Source organism: Caproicibacterium lactatifermentans, assembly GCF_013315815.1.
GTDB classification, from domain to species: domain Bacteria; phylum Bacillota; class Clostridia; order Oscillospirales; family Acutalibacteraceae; genus Caproicibacterium; species Caproicibacterium lactatifermentans.
On the sequence record NZ_CP046051.1, the window covers coordinates 611,392 to 630,050 of the forward strand.

The 18,659-nt window shown below is 52.3% G+C and carries 18 protein-coding genes; 16 read left to right on the plus strand and 2 right to left on the minus strand.

Annotated features, from left to right (window positions below; genetic code table 11):
• Positions 1–95 precede the first annotated feature (95 nt).
• The 5 genes from GJQ69_RS02955 (at position 96) to GJQ69_RS02975 (ending at position 4,878) form a co-directional block, all read left to right on the plus strand.
• Positions 96–959, plus strand: coding sequence for an NAD(P)/FAD-dependent oxidoreductase (locus GJQ69_RS02955; RefSeq protein WP_086036202.1), 864 nt, complete (start codon positions 96–98; stop codon positions 957–959).
• Positions 960–1,179: 220 nt separating this feature from the next.
• The gene (locus GJQ69_RS02960; protein ID WP_174192891.1) at positions 1,180–2,043 is read left to right on the plus strand and encodes a 4Fe-4S binding protein; all 864 of its coding nucleotides are present in this window, start codon (positions 1,180–1,182) and stop codon (positions 2,041–2,043) included.
• 34 nt (positions 2,044–2,077) lie between these two features.
• The gene (locus tag GJQ69_RS02965; RefSeq protein ID WP_236849726.1) at positions 2,078–3,151 is read left to right on the plus strand and encodes an ABC transporter substrate-binding protein; all 1,074 of its coding nucleotides are present in this window, start codon (positions 2,078–2,080) and stop codon (positions 3,149–3,151) included.
• Entirely contained in the window at positions 3,099–4,133 is a 1,035-nt protein-coding gene (locus GJQ69_RS02970; protein WP_086036196.1) for a FecCD family ABC transporter permease, read from the plus strand. The genes GJQ69_RS02965 and GJQ69_RS02970 overlap by 53 nt, the downstream gene beginning before the upstream one ends.
• Entirely contained in the window at positions 4,126–4,878 is a 753-nt protein-coding gene (locus tag GJQ69_RS02975) for an ABC transporter ATP-binding protein (RefSeq protein ID WP_086036193.1), read from the plus strand. Before GJQ69_RS02970 ends, GJQ69_RS02975 begins: the two co-directional genes overlap by 8 nt.
• A gap of 177 nt (positions 4,879–5,055) precedes the next feature.
• Here the strand turns inward: GJQ69_RS02975 and dinB are convergent, their stop codons facing one another.
• Entirely contained in the window at positions 5,056–6,303 is a 1,248-nt protein-coding gene (gene dinB / locus GJQ69_RS02980; RefSeq protein ID WP_086036191.1) for a DNA polymerase IV, read from the minus strand.
• Between the two features lie 312 nt (positions 6,304–6,615).
• On the opposite strand from dinB, the gene GJQ69_RS02985 reads away from it, so the two are divergent.
• The 6 genes from GJQ69_RS02985 (at position 6,616) to GJQ69_RS03010 (ending at position 13,445) form a co-directional block, all read left to right on the plus strand.
• Entirely contained in the window at positions 6,616–8,121 is a 1,506-nt protein-coding gene (locus tag GJQ69_RS02985) for a 4Fe-4S dicluster domain-containing protein (protein WP_086036875.1), read from the plus strand.
• A gap of 100 nt (positions 8,122–8,221) precedes the next feature.
• Positions 8,222–9,319, plus strand: coding sequence for an A/G-specific adenine glycosylase (gene mutY, locus GJQ69_RS02990; protein ID WP_086036874.1), 1,098 nt, complete (start codon positions 8,222–8,224; stop codon positions 9,317–9,319).
• Between the two features lie 32 nt (positions 9,320–9,351).
• On the plus strand, positions 9,352–10,113 hold the full coding sequence (locus GJQ69_RS02995) for an NYN domain-containing protein (protein WP_086036188.1): 762 nt from the start codon (positions 9,352–9,354) through the stop codon (positions 10,111–10,113).
• 226 nt (positions 10,114–10,339) lie between these two features.
• Complete coding sequence (locus tag GJQ69_RS03000; protein ID WP_157658967.1) at positions 10,340–11,443, plus strand: polysaccharide deacetylase family protein; 1,104 nt, start codon at positions 10,340–10,342, stop codon at positions 11,441–11,443.
• Positions 11,444–11,686: 243 nt separating this feature from the next.
• Positions 11,687–12,742 carry an inorganic phosphate transporter gene (locus GJQ69_RS03005; RefSeq protein ID WP_086036182.1) on the plus strand — a complete coding sequence of 352 codons (1,056 nt, stop codon included), beginning with the start codon at positions 11,687–11,689 and terminating at the stop codon, positions 12,740–12,742.
• An 82-nt stretch (positions 12,743–12,824) separates the two neighbouring features.
• Entirely contained in the window at positions 12,825–13,445 is a 621-nt protein-coding gene (locus tag GJQ69_RS03010) for a DUF47 domain-containing protein (RefSeq protein WP_236849727.1), read from the plus strand.
• 111 nt (positions 13,446–13,556) lie between these two features.
• On the opposite strand, the gene GJQ69_RS03015 is transcribed toward GJQ69_RS03010, so the two are convergent.
• Positions 13,557–14,186 (minus strand): HAD family hydrolase, encoded by a 630-nt coding sequence (locus tag GJQ69_RS03015; protein ID WP_086036179.1) that lies wholly within the window; start codon positions 14,184–14,186, stop codon positions 13,557–13,559.
• Positions 14,187–14,333: 147 nt separating this feature from the next.
• Between GJQ69_RS03015 and GJQ69_RS03020 the strand changes: the two genes are divergently transcribed.
• From GJQ69_RS03020 to GJQ69_RS03040, 5 genes are all read left to right on the plus strand, one after another.
• Positions 14,334–15,263, plus strand: coding sequence for a glycoside hydrolase family 25 protein (locus tag GJQ69_RS03020; protein ID WP_086036177.1), 930 nt, complete (start codon positions 14,334–14,336; stop codon positions 15,261–15,263).
• A gap of 48 nt (positions 15,264–15,311) precedes the next feature.
• Positions 15,312–16,649, plus strand: coding sequence for a 2-C-methyl-D-erythritol 4-phosphate cytidylyltransferase (gene ispD, locus GJQ69_RS03025; protein WP_174192893.1), 1,338 nt, complete (start codon positions 15,312–15,314; stop codon positions 16,647–16,649).
• Entirely contained in the window at positions 16,649–17,116 is a 468-nt protein-coding gene (ispF, locus tag GJQ69_RS03030) for a 2-C-methyl-D-erythritol 2,4-cyclodiphosphate synthase (RefSeq protein ID WP_086036871.1), read from the plus strand. The genes ispD and ispF overlap by 1 nt, the downstream gene beginning before the upstream one ends.
• 89 nt (positions 17,117–17,205) lie before the next feature.
• Positions 17,206–17,439 carry a putative Se/S carrier protein gene (locus tag GJQ69_RS03035; protein WP_086036175.1) on the plus strand — a complete coding sequence of 78 codons (234 nt, stop codon included), beginning with the start codon at positions 17,206–17,208 and terminating at the stop codon, positions 17,437–17,439.
• Positions 17,436–18,587, plus strand: a complete 1,152-nt coding sequence (locus tag GJQ69_RS03040) for an aminotransferase class V-fold PLP-dependent enzyme (protein ID WP_086036172.1) — start codon at positions 17,436–17,438, stop codon at positions 18,585–18,587. Before GJQ69_RS03035 ends, GJQ69_RS03040 begins: the two co-directional genes overlap by 4 nt.
• Positions 18,588–18,659: the final 72 nt, after the last annotated feature.

The following is an 18,659-nucleotide window of genomic DNA, read 5'->3' on the forward strand; positions in this document are numbered from 1 at the left end:
TATTCTTTACAATTTATGATAAAATAAAATAGAATAAAATAAAGGATACACGCCGGCAGACGCTGCTGAACAGCCGCCGGGCATAGGAGGACAAAATGGAGCAACTGGATACTGCCATTGTTGGGGCCGGACCTGCGGGAATTTCTGCGGCACTCAATGCAAAAATCAGGGGACTGTCCTTTGTATTGTTTGGCAGTCCGGACCACAGTGGGAAAGTCGCCCGGTCGGAACAGATACAAAATTATCCCGGTTTCCCGAATGTTTCGGGACAGCAGCTGACGCAGGCATTCGCGCGTCAGCTGGAGAATATGGATATTGCTGTTACAAAGGAACGTGTTACATCAGTGTACAATATGGGAAATTCCTTCATGCTGCTGGCAGATGAACAGAAAGAGTACACGGCGAAGACGGTCATTTTAGCAATGGGCATGAATGCCGCGGTACAGCTGCCCGGAGAAAAGGATTTTTTGGGGCGCGGCGTCAGTTACTGCGCAACCTGTGACGGAAACTTGTACCGCGGCAAAACGATTGCCGTTGTTTGTGATACACCTGCCATGGAAACAGAAGTGGAGTTCCTTGCGGGGCTGGCTGGAAAGATGTACTATCTGCCGCTGTTCCAGACATCACAGTTTCAGAGGCCCAATGTGGAACGGCTTTCTGCGAAAATCCGAAAAATTACAGGGGACAGCCGTGTGACGGGGCTGGAACTGACAGATGGAAGCAGCCTGCCGGTGGATGGCATCTTTTTCTTAAAACAGGCGCTTCCTCCAATGGCACTTCTGCAGGGACTAAAAATGCAGGACCGACATATTGCGGTGGACCGGCAGATGCGTACCAATGTTTCAGGCTGTTTTGCTGCGGGTGACTGCACCGGCCGGCCGTACCAAATTGCAAAAGCCGTAGGAGAGGGAAACACCGCTCTGCACGCTGTGCTGGAGGACCTTGCCGGCCGCGGATAATTACGAAAAGCCTTTATTCCTGCCTGTTTTCCAAATGCGGGCAGGATTTTTTTATGAGTAGGCGAAGAACAGGCTGCTAAAAACATCCTTGCTATTTTCGACAATATGGCTTATGATTTCATTGTCGAGGGCAGAAGTCTGTTCGTTTTCCAAAGACTTCTGCAGTAAAAAATAATATTGGTCATATTAGGATGACCGATGGCGAAGGAGGACACAAACAATGAACGTTGATTATGCAGCATTGAAAAAAGACGGCTTTATGCTCCAAAAACAGAAAGACTGCTTTTCTATGCGGCTGCATACCTCAGGCGGATATTTGTCTATTGAGCAGATGAAAACGATTTATGGAATTGCCGAGCGGTACGGAAAGGGCTATGTTCACCTCACTTCCCGCCAAGGAGTAGAAATTCCATTTATTAAACTGCAGGACATTGCGGCTGTCCGCAAAGAACTGCAGGAAGGCGGCATGGAACAGGGTGCCTGCGGTCCCCGTGTGCGCACCATTACTGCCTGTCAGGGCAGCACGGTTTGCCCGAACGGCCTAATTGATACACAGAAACTGGCTAAGAAACTGGACGAGCGCTATTACTGCCGTGACCTGCCCCATAAATTTAAGATTGGTATTACGGGCTGCTGCAATAACTGCCTGAAAACGGAAGAAAATGACCTTGGCATTAAGGGCTGTTTGATTCCATCATGGAATGAGCAGGACTGTATCTACTGTGGTGCCTGTGCAAAGGTCTGCCCTAATCAGTGCATTGCGGTTGACAAGGAAGCCAAAATGGTTACGATTGACCGGGACAAGTGCAGAAAGTGCGGCAAATGCGTCCGGTCCTGCCCGAAAAAGGCGTGGACAGGAAAAGTAGGTTACCAGTTGAACTTTGGCGGCACATTCGGGAACCACTTCCGCAAGGGCCAGCAGCTGCTGCCAATTTTGTACAGTGAGGAGCAGGTCATTCGGGCGGCGGATGCGGCACTCGATTATTTTCAGAAAAACGGCCGGCCGCATGAGCGCCTTGCCCTGATGCTGGAACGCGTCGGAACGGACGGCTTAGTTGAAACGCTGCAGGAAGCAGTGCGGTAAAATCTATTTGCAGACAAGAATAGAAGAAAGAAAAGTGCACGGAAAGCAGATGCTGCTTTTTGCGGCACTTTCCTTTTATGGGGAAAAGAGAGGACTGGGTGTTTTGCGTATCAAAATCTTTACACGGGCCATGTGCGGTGTGCTGGCGGCAGCGCTCCTTGCCGGATGTGGTACGGCGGCTGCTTCATCTGCAGTTTCTTCCTCGGCAGCACCGGTGAAAAGTGCTGTGTCAGCGGATAGCTCCACACAGCGGATAGTCACGTTTCAGGACGCTCTTGGCTATACCGTTTCCGTAAAGTCGTGGAAACGGGTGGTGGCGGCTTACGGCAGCTTTGCAGAAACATGGAAATTGGCGGGTGGCAGCGTGGTGGGCGTGACCAGCGATGCCATAGAAGAAAAACGAGTGCAAAAGACGGACGGTCTGCAGGTCGTCGGTTCGGTCGAAAAGCCAAATCTTGAAAAAATTTTGGCAGCTTCACCGGACTTTGTCCTTCTTTCGGCCAGCCTGCCGGAACATACTAAGCTGCACGCTGCTTTGACGAAAGCGGGTATCCCGCACGCTTATTTTCGTGTGGAAACCTTTACAGATTATCTTTCTATGCTGCAGCAGCTTTGCAGCATGACCGGCCGGTCGGACCTTTACCACAAAAACGGGCTGGAGGTACAGGAACATATACAGAAAATCATCCACACCGTGCAGGGCCAGCCCAAGCCGACGGCACTTCTTATCCGAGCCTATTCAACCAATGCAACGGTCAAAGGGGAAAACTCCATGACAGGCGCCATGCTGAAAGACTTGGGCGCGGTGAACGTTGCCACGAACCACAAAAACTTGTTGGAAAATCTGAGTATGGAGTCCATTCTGTCTGCCAATCCGGATTTCATTTTTACAGTAACTATGGGGAAGAGTGACGCAAAGGCGCAGGCGCACCTAAAGCAGACGCTGCAGTCAAACCCCGGCTGGGCAAGCCTTTCGGCTGTCAAGAATAAGCGGTATTATCAGCTGCCGAAGGACCTGTTCCACTATAAACCAAATGACCGCTGGGGGGAAAGCTATGCCTATCTCGCAAAAATCCTCTACCCGAAACTCGCGTCCCAAATCTCATAACCGAACAGCGCTGCTGCTGATGGCTGTCGCCGCCGCGGCTGCAGTACTGCTGAGCTTGTGCTGCGGCAGTCAGCCTTATTCCCTGCAGCAGATGATTTTCGCGGTGTCCCACCGGGATACGGACAGCACAGTGTGGCAGGTCCTTGTCAATGTACGTGTACCGCGTACGCTTGCGGCGGGACTGGCGGGATGTGCCCTGGCGGTTGCTGGTGCGGTCATTCAGGCAGTTCTCAACAACGCCATGGCAAGCCCAAATGTGATTGGCATCAATGCAGGCGCAGGCTTTTTTGGCCTGTTGGCGGCGGTATTTGCTCCGCCGGCGATGGGACTGGTGCCCATTTCCTCTTTTTTGGGTGCCTTTTGTACGGCTCTTTTTATCTATGCGCTGGCTGTTCGTGCGGCCTTTTCCCGTACAGTGCTGATATTGGCGGGCATTGCGGTGGGCAGTATGCTGACAGCGGGCATTAACACCATTACCCTGCTGGAACCGAACGCAGTGGCCAGCTCCAGCAGCTTTATGCTGGGCGGCTTTTCCGGTGTTGCACTGGAAAATGTTCAATCCGCTTTCTTTTATATTCTGGTAGGATTGCTGCTGGCCGGATTCCTTGCGGAAAATTTAGATGTACTGCAGCTGGGGGAGGAAAGTGCCGCTAGCCTGGGGCTAAATGTACAGCGGACACGCTTTCTTGCCATCTTGGCGGCGGCTTTGCTGGCAGGTGCCGCGGTCAGTTTCGCGGGCCTGTTAAGCTTTGTGGGCCTTTTGGTGCCGCATATTGTTCGGCGCTTGGTGGGCGGCCGGAATGTCTGGGTGCTGCCGGCCTGTGCGCTGTCCGGAACAGCGTTTGTGCTGCTGTGTGATACACTGGCGCGGGTGATATTTGCGCCTTTTGAATTCCCAGTGGGAATTATCCTGTCGCTGCTGGGTGGTCCGTTTTTTCTCAGCCTGCTGCTGCGGCACAGAAAGGGCCGATTGTATGATTGATTTTTGTCACGCAAAAGTGGGGTATCCGGAGCGGGCAGTTTTGTCCGACCTCACCTTTTCCATACCGAAAGGACAAATTACATCACTGATCGGGCCGAATGGCTGCGGCAAAACCACTTTGCTGCGGACCATCGCCCGTCAGCTGCCGCCGCTTGATGGCAGCATTACGCTGGGTGGACGCCTGCTGTCCGACTTCAGCCGGAACGAGTTTGCCCGCACGGTTTCTTATCTGCCGCAGGTGCGCAGGCTGCCTGCCATTACGGTCCGGCAGCTGGTCAGTCACGGACGCTTTCCGTACCTCGGTTTTTCCCGCAGAATGCGGGAAAAAGACCGGGAGGCAGTGGATACCGCCATGCGGGAAACCGGCATTTTTAAGTGGGCCGACCGTGACCTGCGGGAACTTTCCGGCGGAGAAAGGCAGCGGGTGTATGTCGCTATGGCACTGGCACAGGATACAGATATTATTCTGCTGGATGAGCCAACCACATATTTGGACCTGCACCGTCAGTTTGAACTGCTGGGCCTTTTGACAGAGCTGAACCGACGGGGCAAAACGATTGTTATGGTTCTGCACGAACTGTCATTGGTTCTGCGGTACAGTCATCAGGTTGCACTGCTGTTCAATGGACGGCTGGAAGACTTCGATACACCGGAAGCACTGGTGAAGTCTGGGCAGATTGACCGTGTCTTTGGGGTGCATACCTGCAGGGTCGGGGACGGTTATTTTTTTACACCGAATTTATAAAAAAGCTCCTGCCGCTGGCGGGAGCTTTTTTGTGTAAAGAGATCGGCAGAATAATTCTTTCTATCTGCAAATAACGGAATTTTATTTTTATGAATAACGCATAAAAAAGGCAAAAATAAAATTGACATTTCAGCAGTAATCCTCTATGATAAAAGAGTAGGATCAGAAGAGAAAAAGTCAATTCTTCTTTTCTGCGGCAGGTGGCAGGGCACAGATGCTCCCGGAGGAGGTGCCGCTCAGCTGTGTGTCTTCCAACAGGACCGCAGGCTGTACACAGGCATTCCCGTAGCGCTTTTTCAGGCCGTCCAATGTGGCGTCCAGATTTTCAGCGCGCATTCGTTTCTTTTCGTCCCGGAACAGGCTAGTTTGTATGTTCTGTCCTGCCGGCAGCAGATCCGAAACCGTAATGCCCACACTGCGCACTGGCAGCGACCAGTGATAGTTTGAGCAGAAGAGCTGGTAGGCGCTTTCGGCAATTTCACGGGTGATGTTGGTATACTGCGGACAGGTGTGCTGTCGGGTAAATGTGTGCAGGTGCGTGTCGCGTACGCTGATGGAAACCGTGCGTGCAGAAAATCCCTGTTCCCGCAGGCGATGAGCAACGCTGTCCGCGAGAACCAGAAAAACGACTTTCACGTCTGTATTGCAGGTTAGGTCACGCGGGGTTGTGGTGGAGTTGCCGATGGATTTAACGGCGGAACGGCTTCCCCAGCGTTCCACAGGGGACGTGTCCAGTCCGTTGGCATAGCTCCACAGCAGCGGCCCGCTTTTTCCGAAGCGTGCCTGCAGTACTTTCGGCGGCATGGCCGCCAGGTCACCGATGGTGTGCACACCGTATTCCAGCAGTTTTTGCTGGGTGGCTCGGCCGACAAACAGCAGGTTGCTGACCGGCAGCGGCCAGATTCGGCTTTTCCAGTTGTCTCGCAGAAAGGCCGTGGTGGCATTTGGCTTCTTGTAATCACTGCCCAGCTTGGCGAAAACTTTGTTCCAGCTGACACCGACGCTGACGGTAATGCCCAGTTCCTGATGAACGCGGCACCGCAGTTCGTCTGCCAGCCGGACACCCTCCCGCGGAGAGGAAACGCTGCCGGTCACATCCAGCCACGCTTCATCCAGACCAAATGGTTCTACCATATCGGTATACTGCAGGTAAAGCTGCCTTGCACGGTCGGAAAATTTTCGGTACAGTGCAAAACGCGGCGGCAGCACAGCAAGATCCGGACACTTTCGACGTGCCTGCCACAGTGCTTCACCGGTCTTTATGCCGCAGTCCTTAGCTGGCTGGTTTTTGGTCAAAATGATGCCGTGCCGTCGCTGGGGGTCGCCGCCCACCGCAAAGGGGCGGTTCCGCAGCTCCGGATGGTACAGCATTTCTACAGAGGCATAGAAACAGTTACAGTCACTATGCAGGATGATACGATCCAAACTGAGTTCCTCCTTTTTTCAGAGCAAAGGACATTAGAACAAACGTTTCACACTTATCATAACACAAGAGGGGCGGTTCGGCAATCCCTTTTGTGGGGACCAACATGGTGAAAATATGTTATTTTTTATAAAGAATGCCTTCAAAATCATCCGGCTTTTAAAAAAGTAAATTTTTAAAGACAAATGCCTCTGCATTTGTTATAATAAAAACAAAGGAATGTGATAGAAGCATACTCGCTGTATAAAACGGCTTTTCCTGTGCTGTCTTTCAGCTTTTCAAGTTTATTAAAAAAGGAGAATATATCAATGGCTATTAGAGGCATACACTCACCTGTTACCGATATCCGCCGCAAGGTCTTTACTGAGGTGGCACGTCTTGCTTATGAGGGTGGAGATTATTCGCGTATCGAAGAACTCCCTTATAAAATTGTCCCTGGAAATGATGCCAGCTACCGTACCAGTGTCTTTTTGGAGCGTGCCATTGTCGGTGAACGTCTGCGGCTTGCCATCGGCCTGCCGCTGCGTCCAGCGGACCAGCATGCCCCCATTTCGGACGGCATTGTGGAAAGTGCGATTGCAGAGAAGTACTATGACCCGCCGCTGGTGAACGTGATCAAGTTTGCCTGCAACGCCTGCCCGGAAAAATCCGTTCATATTACAGAAATGTGCCAGAACTGTCTGGACCACCCCTGCCGGGAAGTCTGCCCCCGTCACGCTATCAGCGGTGAAAACGGAAAGAGTGTTATCGACCAAGAACTCTGTGTAAAGTGCGGCCGGTGCGTCAACGTGTGCCCGTACCATGCTATCATCCATATAGAGCGCCCGTGTGCGGCGGCCTGCGGCATGAACGCTATTTCTTCCGATGAGTACGGCCATGCAACCATCGACTATGACAAGTGTGTTTCCTGCGGCCAGTGCCTGGTCAGCTGCCCGTTCGGCGCTATTTCGGACAAGGGTCAGATTTTCCAGGTTATCCACGCTATTAAAGAAGAGGGCGAGATTTACGCCGCAATCGCACCGGCCTTTGTCGGACAGTTTGGTCCGGAAATGACACCGGAAAAACTGCGTGCTTCGTTCCAAAAGCTTGGTTTCACCGATGTGGCAGAAGTTGCGGTCGGCGCTGACCTCTGTACACTGGAGGAAGCGCATGATTTCCTCGACAAGGTTCCGGAGAAACTGCCATTCCTCGCAACCTCCTGCTGCCCGGCGTGGTCGGTTATGGCAAAGAAGGAATTCCCGCAATTCGCTCCCCGCATTTCTATGGCGCTTACGCCAATGGTCCTGACAGCACGCCTGCTGAAAAAAGAGCATCCGAACTGCAAGGTGGTCTTTGTTGGCCCCTGTGCCGCAAAGAAGCTGGAAGCCAGCCGCCGCTCTATCCGCAGTGATGTCGACTTTGTGTTGACGTTTGAGGAAGTCATGGGTATGTTCGAGGCGCGCGGCGTCGATTTGGTCGCGGCACTGCCGGACAGCCAGCTGAACGAAGGCACAGCGGCCGGCCGTGGATTTGCTGTCAGCGGCGGTGTGGCTAAGGCTGTTGTAGATGTTATTAAGAAGATTGACCCGGACCGTGACATAAAGGTACAGGCGGCACAGGGACTGCGGGAATGCCGCCAGATGCTACGCGTGGCAAAGGCCGGTAAATACGACGGCTATCTGCTGGAAGGCATGGCATGCCCCGGCGGCTGTGTAGCTGGTGCGGGAACACTGCAGCCCGTTGCAAAGTCTTCTGTACAGGTAAAGCAGTATGCCAGTAAGGCAGACAAAAAGAACGCATTGGAAAGCCCCTACGAAGATATTGCGGACAAGCTGGACTGAGTTTTCTGCATCATCTGTACACAAGAAAAAACAAAAGTGCCTTGTCCGGCAGTGCCGGCGGGGCACTTTTTTAGAGGCAAAGGAGGACAAAAACGGCAGAATGCAGAAAATGAAACGAATTGTACAGCCGCTGCTTAGGTGGTTCCAGCGGAATGCACGGGACCTGCCGTGGCGGCATCATCCCACACCGTACCGAGTCTGGATATCCGAAATTATGCTGCAGCAGACACGTGTGGAAGCGGTAAAAGGATATTTTGAGCGCTTTTTGAAGGCGGCACCGGATATTCCTTCCCTGGCGGCACTTCCGGAGGAACGGCTGCTGAAGCTGTGGGAAGGGCTGGGCTATTATTCCCGCGCCCGTAACCTGCAGAAAGCGGCAAAGGTAGCTGTCGAAAAATACGGTGGACGATTGCCTGCTTCCTATCCGGAACTGCTGACACTGCCGGGAATTGGTCCCTATACTGCCGGTGCCATTGCGTCCATTGCGTTTCACCTGCCGGTTCCGGCGGTGGACGGCAATGTCCTGCGGGTGTGGATGCGTTTGACAGCGGACAGTGCCGATATTTCGGACCCCACCGTCAAGCGCTGCGTAGAAGCGGGCGTTCAGGCAATTCTGCCGGAAGAGCACAGCGGTGATTTTAATCAGGCAATGATGGAACTGGGTGCCACTGTTTGTGTACCGAATGCGCCGCCAAAGTGTGAAAGCTGTCCGCTGGCGGAGCTGTGTGCGGCACATACTGCCGGCGGAGAACAGCAGTATCCGGTGAAGAAGCCAAAGCCGCCGCGCCGAATAGAACAGCGGACACTTTTTTTGCTGCAGCAGGGGGGACGTTTGGCACTGCGCCGCCGGCCGCCAAGGGGACTGCTGGCTTCCATGTGGGAACTGCCCAGCGAGAATGGTGCGCTGGACCAGCGGCAGGCGGTGCAGGCTGTGCGTGCGATGGGGTTGGAGCCGGTCCGTCTGCTTCCGCTTCCGCCGGCTAAACATATTTTCACCCATATCGAGTGGCACATGACGGGCTGGCGTGTCCTGCTGGCTCCGCCTGTATCGGCGCCGGACCTTGTGTGGGCCAGTATAGAAGAACTGCGGGAACGCTATCCGCTTCCCAGTGCTTTCCGTCCCTATCTCAACGCTTTTTTGGAAAAAACAGAGCAGAGCGGGGACACAAATGCATATTCCGCACAGCGGAAACAATAAAATAAAAGAGTGTGTTAAAAAGGAGGAAAGCTATGCAAGATGAAAAAAGGTTCGCTGTCCTTATCGACGCGGACAATGTTTCGGGCAAATATGTCCGATATATTCTGGATGAAATCAGCAACAATGGTGTTGCAACGTATAAGCGCATTTACGGGGACTGGACAAAGCCTTCCCTCGCTTCCTGGAAAAATGTGCTGCTGGAGAATTCTATTATTCCGTTTCAGCAGTACGGCTATACAGCAGGGAAGAGTTCGACCGATTCGGCCATGATTATTGACGCGATGGATATTCTGTATTCCGGTCATGTGGATGGTTTTTGTTTGGTTTCCAGCGACAGCGACTTTACCCGTTTGGCGGCCCGCCTGCGGGAGGGCGGAATGGTTGTAATCGGCATGGGCGAAAAAAAGACACCGGCGCCCTTTATTGCGGCGTGCAACAAATTCCGCTATTTGGAAGTGCTGGAGCAGCAGGCGGAAGAGAATGAAAAAGCCTCGGATGCTCCGACCAAACCGGAAATGGTGCCGCCGGACAAAATTATTAACAGCATCTATAATATGGTGCGGGATAACGCCGATGAGGACGGCCGTGTGCTGATTGGCGATGTAGGAAATATGTTGGTGCGCCGCTATCCGGATTTTGATGTGCGAAACTACGGCTTTAAAAAGCTGAGCCAGTTTATCGGTTCCCTGGATATGTTTGATGTTGTTAGTGTGCTGGCAGAAAACGGCCGCAACCGCATTTATTATGTTATGGAAAAATCCATTCCCCGCCGGAAACCGAAGATACATGTGTGACCGGTGCGAAAACAAATTTTTTATTGCCGCGAGTAACAAATCTTTAACTGGTATTTTATTCTGGTCCGCTTTATAATGAGTATGTACACATACGTTCCAGAAAATGTTCATTCATGGGTAAATTCCCCTGTAAGCAAAGCAACCATTTTCCGGACAGATGAAAACAGCCTGCCCATTTTGACGGCAGATGCGCTGTACAACGCAAAAAGGAAGTAGAGTAGAGAAAATGTCAGAGAGAAAAAAAGTGAGTGCGGTCGAGCGGCAGAAAAAGCGCACAAGACGCCACGCCGCAATTGTTCTAATCTGTATTGTATTGGTTGCGGCGCTTGCCGGTGGTACTTATGGAATTACCCGTCTGTTGGTGCACCCGAAAACGGGAACAGCAGTGTCTTCCTCTGCCGTTTCCAAGGCGTCCACTGCGAAAGATTCTTCCACCTCGGCTTCTTCTGCTGCGGCTGCTTCTTCCGCACAGGCCTTTGAGGTCAACAAGACTGGCCTGACGGGATATCAGGCGCTGTATCCGGACCTGTATGCAAAGACAAAGGTTGGTCAGTGGAAAGATGCCGCCGATAAAACCGTGTACCTCACCTTCGATGACGGCCCGAGTGACCTGACCCCGCAGCTGCTGGAGGTCCTGAAGAAGAACAATGTCAAAGCAGCCTTTTTCATCACTCATCAGCCGGAACAGCAGAAAGACCCGAACTATGATAAATACCTAAAGGAAATTTATGATTCTGGCTGCACCTGTGCTGTGCACAGCGCCTGCCATAACTACCGGAAAATTTATGCTTCTCCGGAAGCATACCTTTCTGATTTCAACAATATGTACCAGATACTGAAGAAAGCAACCAATGACCATGTGGCACCATTCTTCCGCTTCCCTGGCGGCAGCAACAACCCCATTATGTCCACTTCCACACGCAAGGCAATCATTCAGGAAATGACCAGACGCGGTTTCTTCTTCTATGACTGGGACGTCGACTCAAAAGATGCACAGGGTGCAGACGCCAGCGGTATTTACGCAAACTCCATTCGCGGAATGCAGGAGGGCGGGAACATTATCCTCATGCACAATACGTCGGTGAAAAAAGCTACCCTCAGCGAAGTGGAGAACATCATTCAGTATGGCAAGCAGAACGGCTATACGTTTAAGCCACTGGATGGGACATTGGACCCGAGTATGTACGGATTCTCGAACCAGTATTTCATTCCGCTGCTGAAAGGCAATCCGAACTTTAAGCTCAGCACAAAGCATGAAGCACGGTTTGCCTCTCTGCTGAACAATGGCACTTCCGTCTCCGGCGCAGGCGTTTCCAGCGCAGGCAACTGAATCAGAATAGTTTGGCACTGTCCACAGATGGACAGTGCTTTTTTCTGCTTTTCAGCGAAAAATCAAAGATAGATATAATAAAAATAGCAGCTAAATATAGCTGAGCATCATGCATGAAGTGGGCACCTGAATATGCAACTTTTGCTTGTATATTGGCGAAAAACATGATATGATAAATCTGCTAATTAAAAATAGGTTAAAAACAGGTTAAGATGACCTGCAGCGAGGAGAAAAGGACCTGCCATGATTACTTTTTCCACTTTTCTGCAGCAGATTGCCAGCAATCCGCCGTTCCTTATTACGGTGCTGCTTGTTTTAGCTGCAATTATGGTCAACGGTGGTACAGATGCGCCGAATGCGATTGCTACAACCGTTTCTACACGTTCCATGTCGCCGCGGGCGGCAATTGGAATGGCGGCTGTCTGCAATCTATTGGGCATTATCATTATGACTCGGCTGTGTCCCACTGTTGCTGAAACCATTTATAAAATGGTCGACTTTGGCACGGATTCACACAACGCCCTTATCGCGCTGTGCGCTGCTATGATTGCGATTGTTGTATGGGGCGGCGTCGCGTGGGCCTTTGGTATTCCTACCAGCCAGAGTCACTCGCTGATAGCTGGCCTGACGGGCGCTGCGATTGCTGTACACAATGGACTGAATGGTATCCACTGGAACGAGTGGGTGAAGGTCCTGTATGGGCTGGCATTGTCCGCTGTACTTGGCTTTGGGCTGGGCTGGCTTATCTGCAAGCTGACCGAAGTAATCTGCCGCAATATGGACCGCCGCAAAACGGGACATTTCTTTAAGGGTGCACAGATTTTCGGTGGTGCAACGATGGCTTTCATGCACGGCGCGCAGGATGGGCAGAAGTTTATCAGCGTGTTCCTGATGGGCCTTCTGCTGGCAAACGGCCATACGGCTTCCGCCGGGGCACAGCTGCAGATTCCATTTTGGATTATGGTTATTTGTTCTTTGGCTATGGCACTGGGTACTGCGACTGGCGGCTACCGCATTATTAAGTCCGTGGGCATGAATATGGTCAAGCTGGAACGCTACCAGGGCTTTGCGGCAGATATGGCCGGCGCTGTGTGTCTGCTGATTTCCAGCCTGACCGGCTGGCCAGTCAGCACAACGCATACCAAAACAACAGCCATCATGGGTGTAGGTGCTGCCAAACGAATGTCAGCAGTTAACTGGGGTGTGGCGAAAGATATGGCCATGACATGGATTATGACATTCCCCGGCTGCGGTCTGATTGGCTATGTTGTGTCTAAAGTGCTTATCGCAGTTCTCTGATTTTTCAATTACTCTGTAAAAAATAGTTGCTCTATTTTAGAGATGCAATTCGGCAATTATCAGCAAAGGAGTGCTATCCGCCGTGTCGAAAAAAACCAGTCCTTATTATGACAGTTTCGTAACGCAGATGAAATACGCCTGTCAGGCGGCTAAAAAGCTGCAGGATATTCTGCAGCACTTTAATATCGAAAACCTGCCGCAGAAGCAGGAAGAAATGCACATGATTGAGCATGCAGCGGACCAGGAAAAGCATACCATGATGAATCAGCTTGCCCGCGAATTCATTACGCCGATTGAGCGGGAAGATATCATTGACCTTGCGCAGGCACTGGACGAAGTGACCGACAAGATTGAAGATGTTCTCATGCGTATTTATATGTACCACATTAACGATATCCGTCCGGAAGCGCTGGAGTTTGCAAATTTGATTGTACAGTGCTGTGACCACCTGTTGGCTGCCATGCAGGAGTTTTACAACTTCCGCAAGCAGACACATATTCACGAACATGTGGTGGAGGTCAACACGCTGGAGGAAAGCGGCGATAAACTGTACATTGACACCGTTCATCAGCTGTACGGTGAAGACGGCAAGACAGCGGTGAAGATTGGCTGGGTACGGGCTTTTGACCGCTTTGAGGATTGCTGTGATGGCTGCGAACAGGTGGCAAACCTGCTGGAAAGTATCATTATGAAAAATACCTGAATCCTTTACAGGCTCTGCTGCGGCAGAGCCTGTTTTGTTGGAAAACAGCGGAAAAGGGCCGAACACAAAACAGTGTCCGGCCCTTTTCTTTATATGAAACGGAAAGACGTGTTACTGTTCCTTCCACTGCACACCGGCCCGATGCAGGTCTGTTTCCAGTGCACGGTATCCGTGCTGGAAGCAATGCGTCTGCAGACCGAGCGCTTTGGCGGCGGCGATGTTGTCAGGGTTGTCATCGATAAAAAAACATTCTTCCGCCTGCAGGGAGTAGCGGAAAAGCAGCGTTTGATAAATCGCGGGGTCTGGTTTTACCTGCTGAACGTCCGCCGAATACACGGCACCGTCCATAATTTGAAACGCCGGAATACGGAAGCTGTAAACGTGCAGGCGCACGCCTGTGTTGCTGAGAATATAAATCTTATAACCTGCACGGTGCAGTTCCAGCGCCAGTTCGTTTGTTTCGGGTATCGGCCGAATATAGGACTGCCAGCCGTAGAAAAGTTCCCGGGCCGGCCGGCGCAGATGCGGCGGCAGCTGTGGAAGCAAGGTATGAATAGCCTCTGTTTCGGTAATTTGGCCAGCATCTAGCTGCTGCCATGTTTTGCCGCCGAACAGAACATGTGTCACCAGATGACAGTCATCTGTGCCTGCCGAATCGGGCAGAAAAGCCTTTGTGTAGCGTTCTGGACAGTAATCAAGCAGGACCTGCCCCATATCGAAAATGATGTTTTGAATCGGCATTCTAAAAAGATTCCTTTCCGTTGCTGCAGGGAAATCCCCGCCTTTTACGCCCTATTTTAGCATATTGGCGTCCGTCCTGTAAAGTTGCTTTTTCAACAGGATTCGTGTAAAATAAATCGCAGAATCCAGAGCGGAAAGGAGAATGTTATGAGCCGCTATGTCCGCAGTCCCCGTGTACAGAAACGAATACGAAAACAGAGAAGGCGCTTGCTGCTGGCGGCCGGCGCGGTTGTGCTGGCCATCGTTTTGCTTTTAACGGCTATTCTGCACAGCTGTTCATCCCATAAAAATGCAGAGGAACAAGTATCGTCTTCGATTGTAGAGGATATGATTATACAGGACCGCTATGAAGGGGAAAAAATCATACCCAAATATGCGGTGGCAAAAAATACCCTGTCTGACAGTAAGTTCAGCGCACTCAATGGCATCACCTCTTATGCAGGTGCGGTCAACGGCGTAGATGTCTCTTCTTGGCAGGGCAGTATTGACTGGAAAGAAGTGAAGGCCTCCGGCATGGATTTCGTCATGATTCGTGTCGGATACCGTGGCCAGACCACCGGCACAATTCAGGCGGACAGCAGGTTCACGGAAAACATGAAGGGCGCTTTGTCAGCTGGGCTGAAGGTCGGCGTTTATTTCTACTCACAGGCGATTTCCAAAGCAGAAGCGGAAAAGGAAGCTGACTATGTGATACAGCAGATAAAGCCCTATCAGGTAACATGGCCGGTCGTCTTTGATTGGGAGCCGGGAAACGATGAAACGATTTCCACTATTTCGGAGGCCGGCGGTCTGCGTACCAACAGCGAAACGCCGGAAGAAGTTACACAGTATACGGCGGCTTTCTGCAAACGCATCCAGGCAGCCGGGTACAAGCCAGCCTATTACTGCAACAAAACCATGGGATATACGGTTTTTGACCTAAAGGAACTGGAGGCATATCAGATTTGGTATGCAGAATATAAAAATCTGCCCAGCTTTTACTATCATTTTAACATATGGCAGTATACGCAAAAGGGAAAAATCAACGGCATAACCGGTACGGTTGACCTCAATATTTCTTTTCAGAAATATGCGTAAGTGGGAAAGCGACTTTGTCAGACAGGCGCTGCGGCGTCGGGAGGAATTATGCAGGTAAAATATGCGATTTTTGACATGGACGGCACTCTGCTTGACTCCATGCATGTATGGGACAACTTGGGGGAAGACATTCTCAGTAGGCACGGCATTTCTGCGCAGAAAGATATGCACACCCGTCTGCGTGCCATGACCGTTGAGGACTCGGCACGCTATTTCCGTACGCTTGGGGTACAGGAGAGTATGGAAGCTATTATGGAGGAAATAAACACGATCCCCTATGAGAGGTACCGCACAGAGGTACAGCCAAAACCGGGTGCAGTCGCATTCCTGCAGCGGCTTCATCAACAGGGAACCCCTATGTGTATTGTTTCCAGTACGGACGCCCGCAGTATCCGTGCGGTATTTGACCGGCTGGGCGTTACACAGCTTTTTCAGTTCATTTTGTCAACAAATGACTTTGGCAGCGGCAAGGACCGTCCGGAGATTTTCCAGGCAGCGGCCCGCGGACTGGGCGGCACGCCTGAAGAAACTGTGGTCTTTGAAGACGCATTGTATGCGATTCGGACCGCCAAAATGGCGGGTTTTCCGGTCGCGGCATTGGCGGACGCGGAAGCAAAACCGGAAAAGCCGGAAATTCAGGAGCTGGCAGATGTATATTTGCCGGACCTCCGCTATTTTCCATGGGAAACGGCAGACGGTCTGCCGGAAGTTTCCTGCTGTGCTGTGATTGTGGCGGCGGGCGCCTCCACACGAATGGGCCGTCCCAAACAGGAGATTCCACTGGGCGGTAAGCCTGCATTGGTGCATACGCTTTCTGCTTTTGAACAGGCGAAAACGGTTCAGCGTGTCATATTGGTCTGCCCACCCGGTCAGGAAGCACATTTCCGCGCGCTGGCGGTGAAGAATCACTGTACAGACAAGCTGGCGGCCATTGTGCCGGGTGGTGATACCCGCCAAAAGTCCGCGGCGGCCGGAGCCAAAGCGGCCGGAGCGTGCAGACTGCTTGCCATTCACGATGGTGCCCGTGTGCTGGTAACACCGGAAGAAATTGACCGTGCGGTAGCAGATGCTGCCCAATACGGTGCGTCTGCGCTGGCGGTGCCAGTGAAAGATACGATTAAAAAATCGGACGAAAACGGCCTCATTATTGACACGCCGGAACGTCGGAACTTATGGGCGGTGCAGACACCGCAGGTTTTTTGTGCCAAGGCATACCGCAGCCTGCTTTCCGGCGGTGGGCAGAACCTGACGGATGACTGTCAGCTGTTTGAGCATGCCGGATATCCGGTACACCTCTGCCGCGGCAGTTATACCAATTTTAAACTCACCACGCCGGACGATGTACCGGCGGCGGAGGCTGTTTTGCGCAAAAGGGGCGAAAAATGATGCGCATAGGACATGGATATGATGTACATAAACTGGTGCCCGGCCGCCGCCTGATTCTGGGCGGGGAAGAGGTCCCGTATGAGAAGGGCCTGCTGGGCCATTCGGACGCGGACGTGCTGGCGCACGCTGTATCGGATGCATTGCTGGGTGCCGCGGCACTGGGGGACATCGGCTGTCTGTTTCCGGACACGGACCCGGCTTACAGCGGTGCCAACAGTTTACAGCTTTTGCAGGAGGTCTGCCGCCATGTGCGGGCGAACCGATATGAAATAGAAAATATCGACGCCACCATTCTTTGTCAGCGGCCGAAACTGCGCCCGTATATTACTGCCATGCGGCAGAATTTGGCACAGGCCTGCTCCGTTCCTGTGGAACAGGTTAGTGTCAAAGCCACTACGGAAGAGGGACTTGGATTTACCGGTGCGGGGGAAGGTATAGCGGTCCATGCGGTGTGTCTGCTGCGGTAACGCACGGCGCAGTTCTAAAGGACAAAAAAGGCAGAAAGCAAGGTGGCTTCATATTCTGTAGTATGTAAACTACAAAGAGGTGATACCTTGTGGGTCAGCAAGTTGTTATAGATGTAGGTTCCGTCACATATGCGATGAAAAGCCGTGAGCTTTTGCGCAATAATGGCATTCGGGCCTATGTAGAGCGCCTGCCGCGTACGCCGAATACCTCGGGCTGCGGCTATGGTGTATATGTTCCCAACGGGGTAGAAGAAGCTGAACAGATTTTACAGGAAGCAGGCATTCATGTACTGGGACGCAGAGAGCGGGTGCAGCAGAAATGATTTATTTGGACAATGCCGCTACCACATACCCAAAGCCACCACAGGTTTCTGCGGCAATGCAGCGTGCCCTGCGAATGTATGGAGCTAATCCCGGCCGGGCCGGACACCGTATGAGTCTGCGTACAGCGGAAGCTGTGTTTCAGGTGCGGGAGCGTGCCGCTCGCTTTTTCGGTGCGCCTGGTCCGGAAAATGTCGCATTTGTTATGAATTGTACGCAGGCACTGAACATGGTTATCAAAGGAGCGGTGAAGCAGGGCGGCCATGTGGTCACTTCCTGTTTGGAGCACAACGCGGTCATGCGGCCGCTGGAAACGCTGCGCCGCCGCAACGTCATTACTTATACAGAAGTGCAGGTCGTGCCCGGTGACAATGACGCCACCATGGACGCTTTCCGCAAAGCCATGCAGGAAGATACCTGTCTGTGTGTGTGCACCCATGTTTCCAATGTGTGGGGCATTCGCCTGCCGGTGGAGCGTATTGCGGCGCTGTGTCACGCCTATCAGGTGCCGATTTGTGTGGACTGTGCCCAGTCCGCCGGCATTTTGCCCATTTCTATGGCGGAAAACGGTATTGACTACCTCTGTGCGCCGGGGCATAAGGGTTTGTATGGGCCAATGGGGACCGGCCTGCTGCTTGCGCTGAACGGCGCTTCTTTGGATACACTGATAGAGGGCGGTACCGGTACAGCCTCGGAAAGTTTGGTGCAGCCGGAGGAAATGCCGGAACGGTTTGAGAGCGGAACTGCCAATGTCCCCGGCATTCTTGGCCTTGGTGCGGGCATTGCCTTTGTACAGAGGATGGGCATACAAAATCTTTACGAAAAAGAAAGCCGGCTGGCGTGCGGCGTGTACGACCGCTTCAAACGCTCCGGCAAAGTGGAGTTGTATACGCCGCGGCCGGAACCGCCATATTTTGCGCCGCTTTTATCGTTTAATCTACCCGATATGGACAGTGAGGAAACGGCTGCCAAGCTGGACCGGCACGGCTTTGCCGTGCGTGCGGGGCTGCACTGTGCACCGCGCGCACACGCTTTTTACGGCACGTTGGACCGCGGCGCCGTACGAATGTGTCCTTCCGCCTTTACCGGCAGAGCGCAGACGGAAGCTTTTGCGGATGCGGTCCTCCAAATTGCAGGCGGCAGACACTGAAAAGCCGCCGTGGGAAGAAAAACATTTTGCATATCTGCCGGGATATGATACAATAAAAGAAGGATTGGAAAG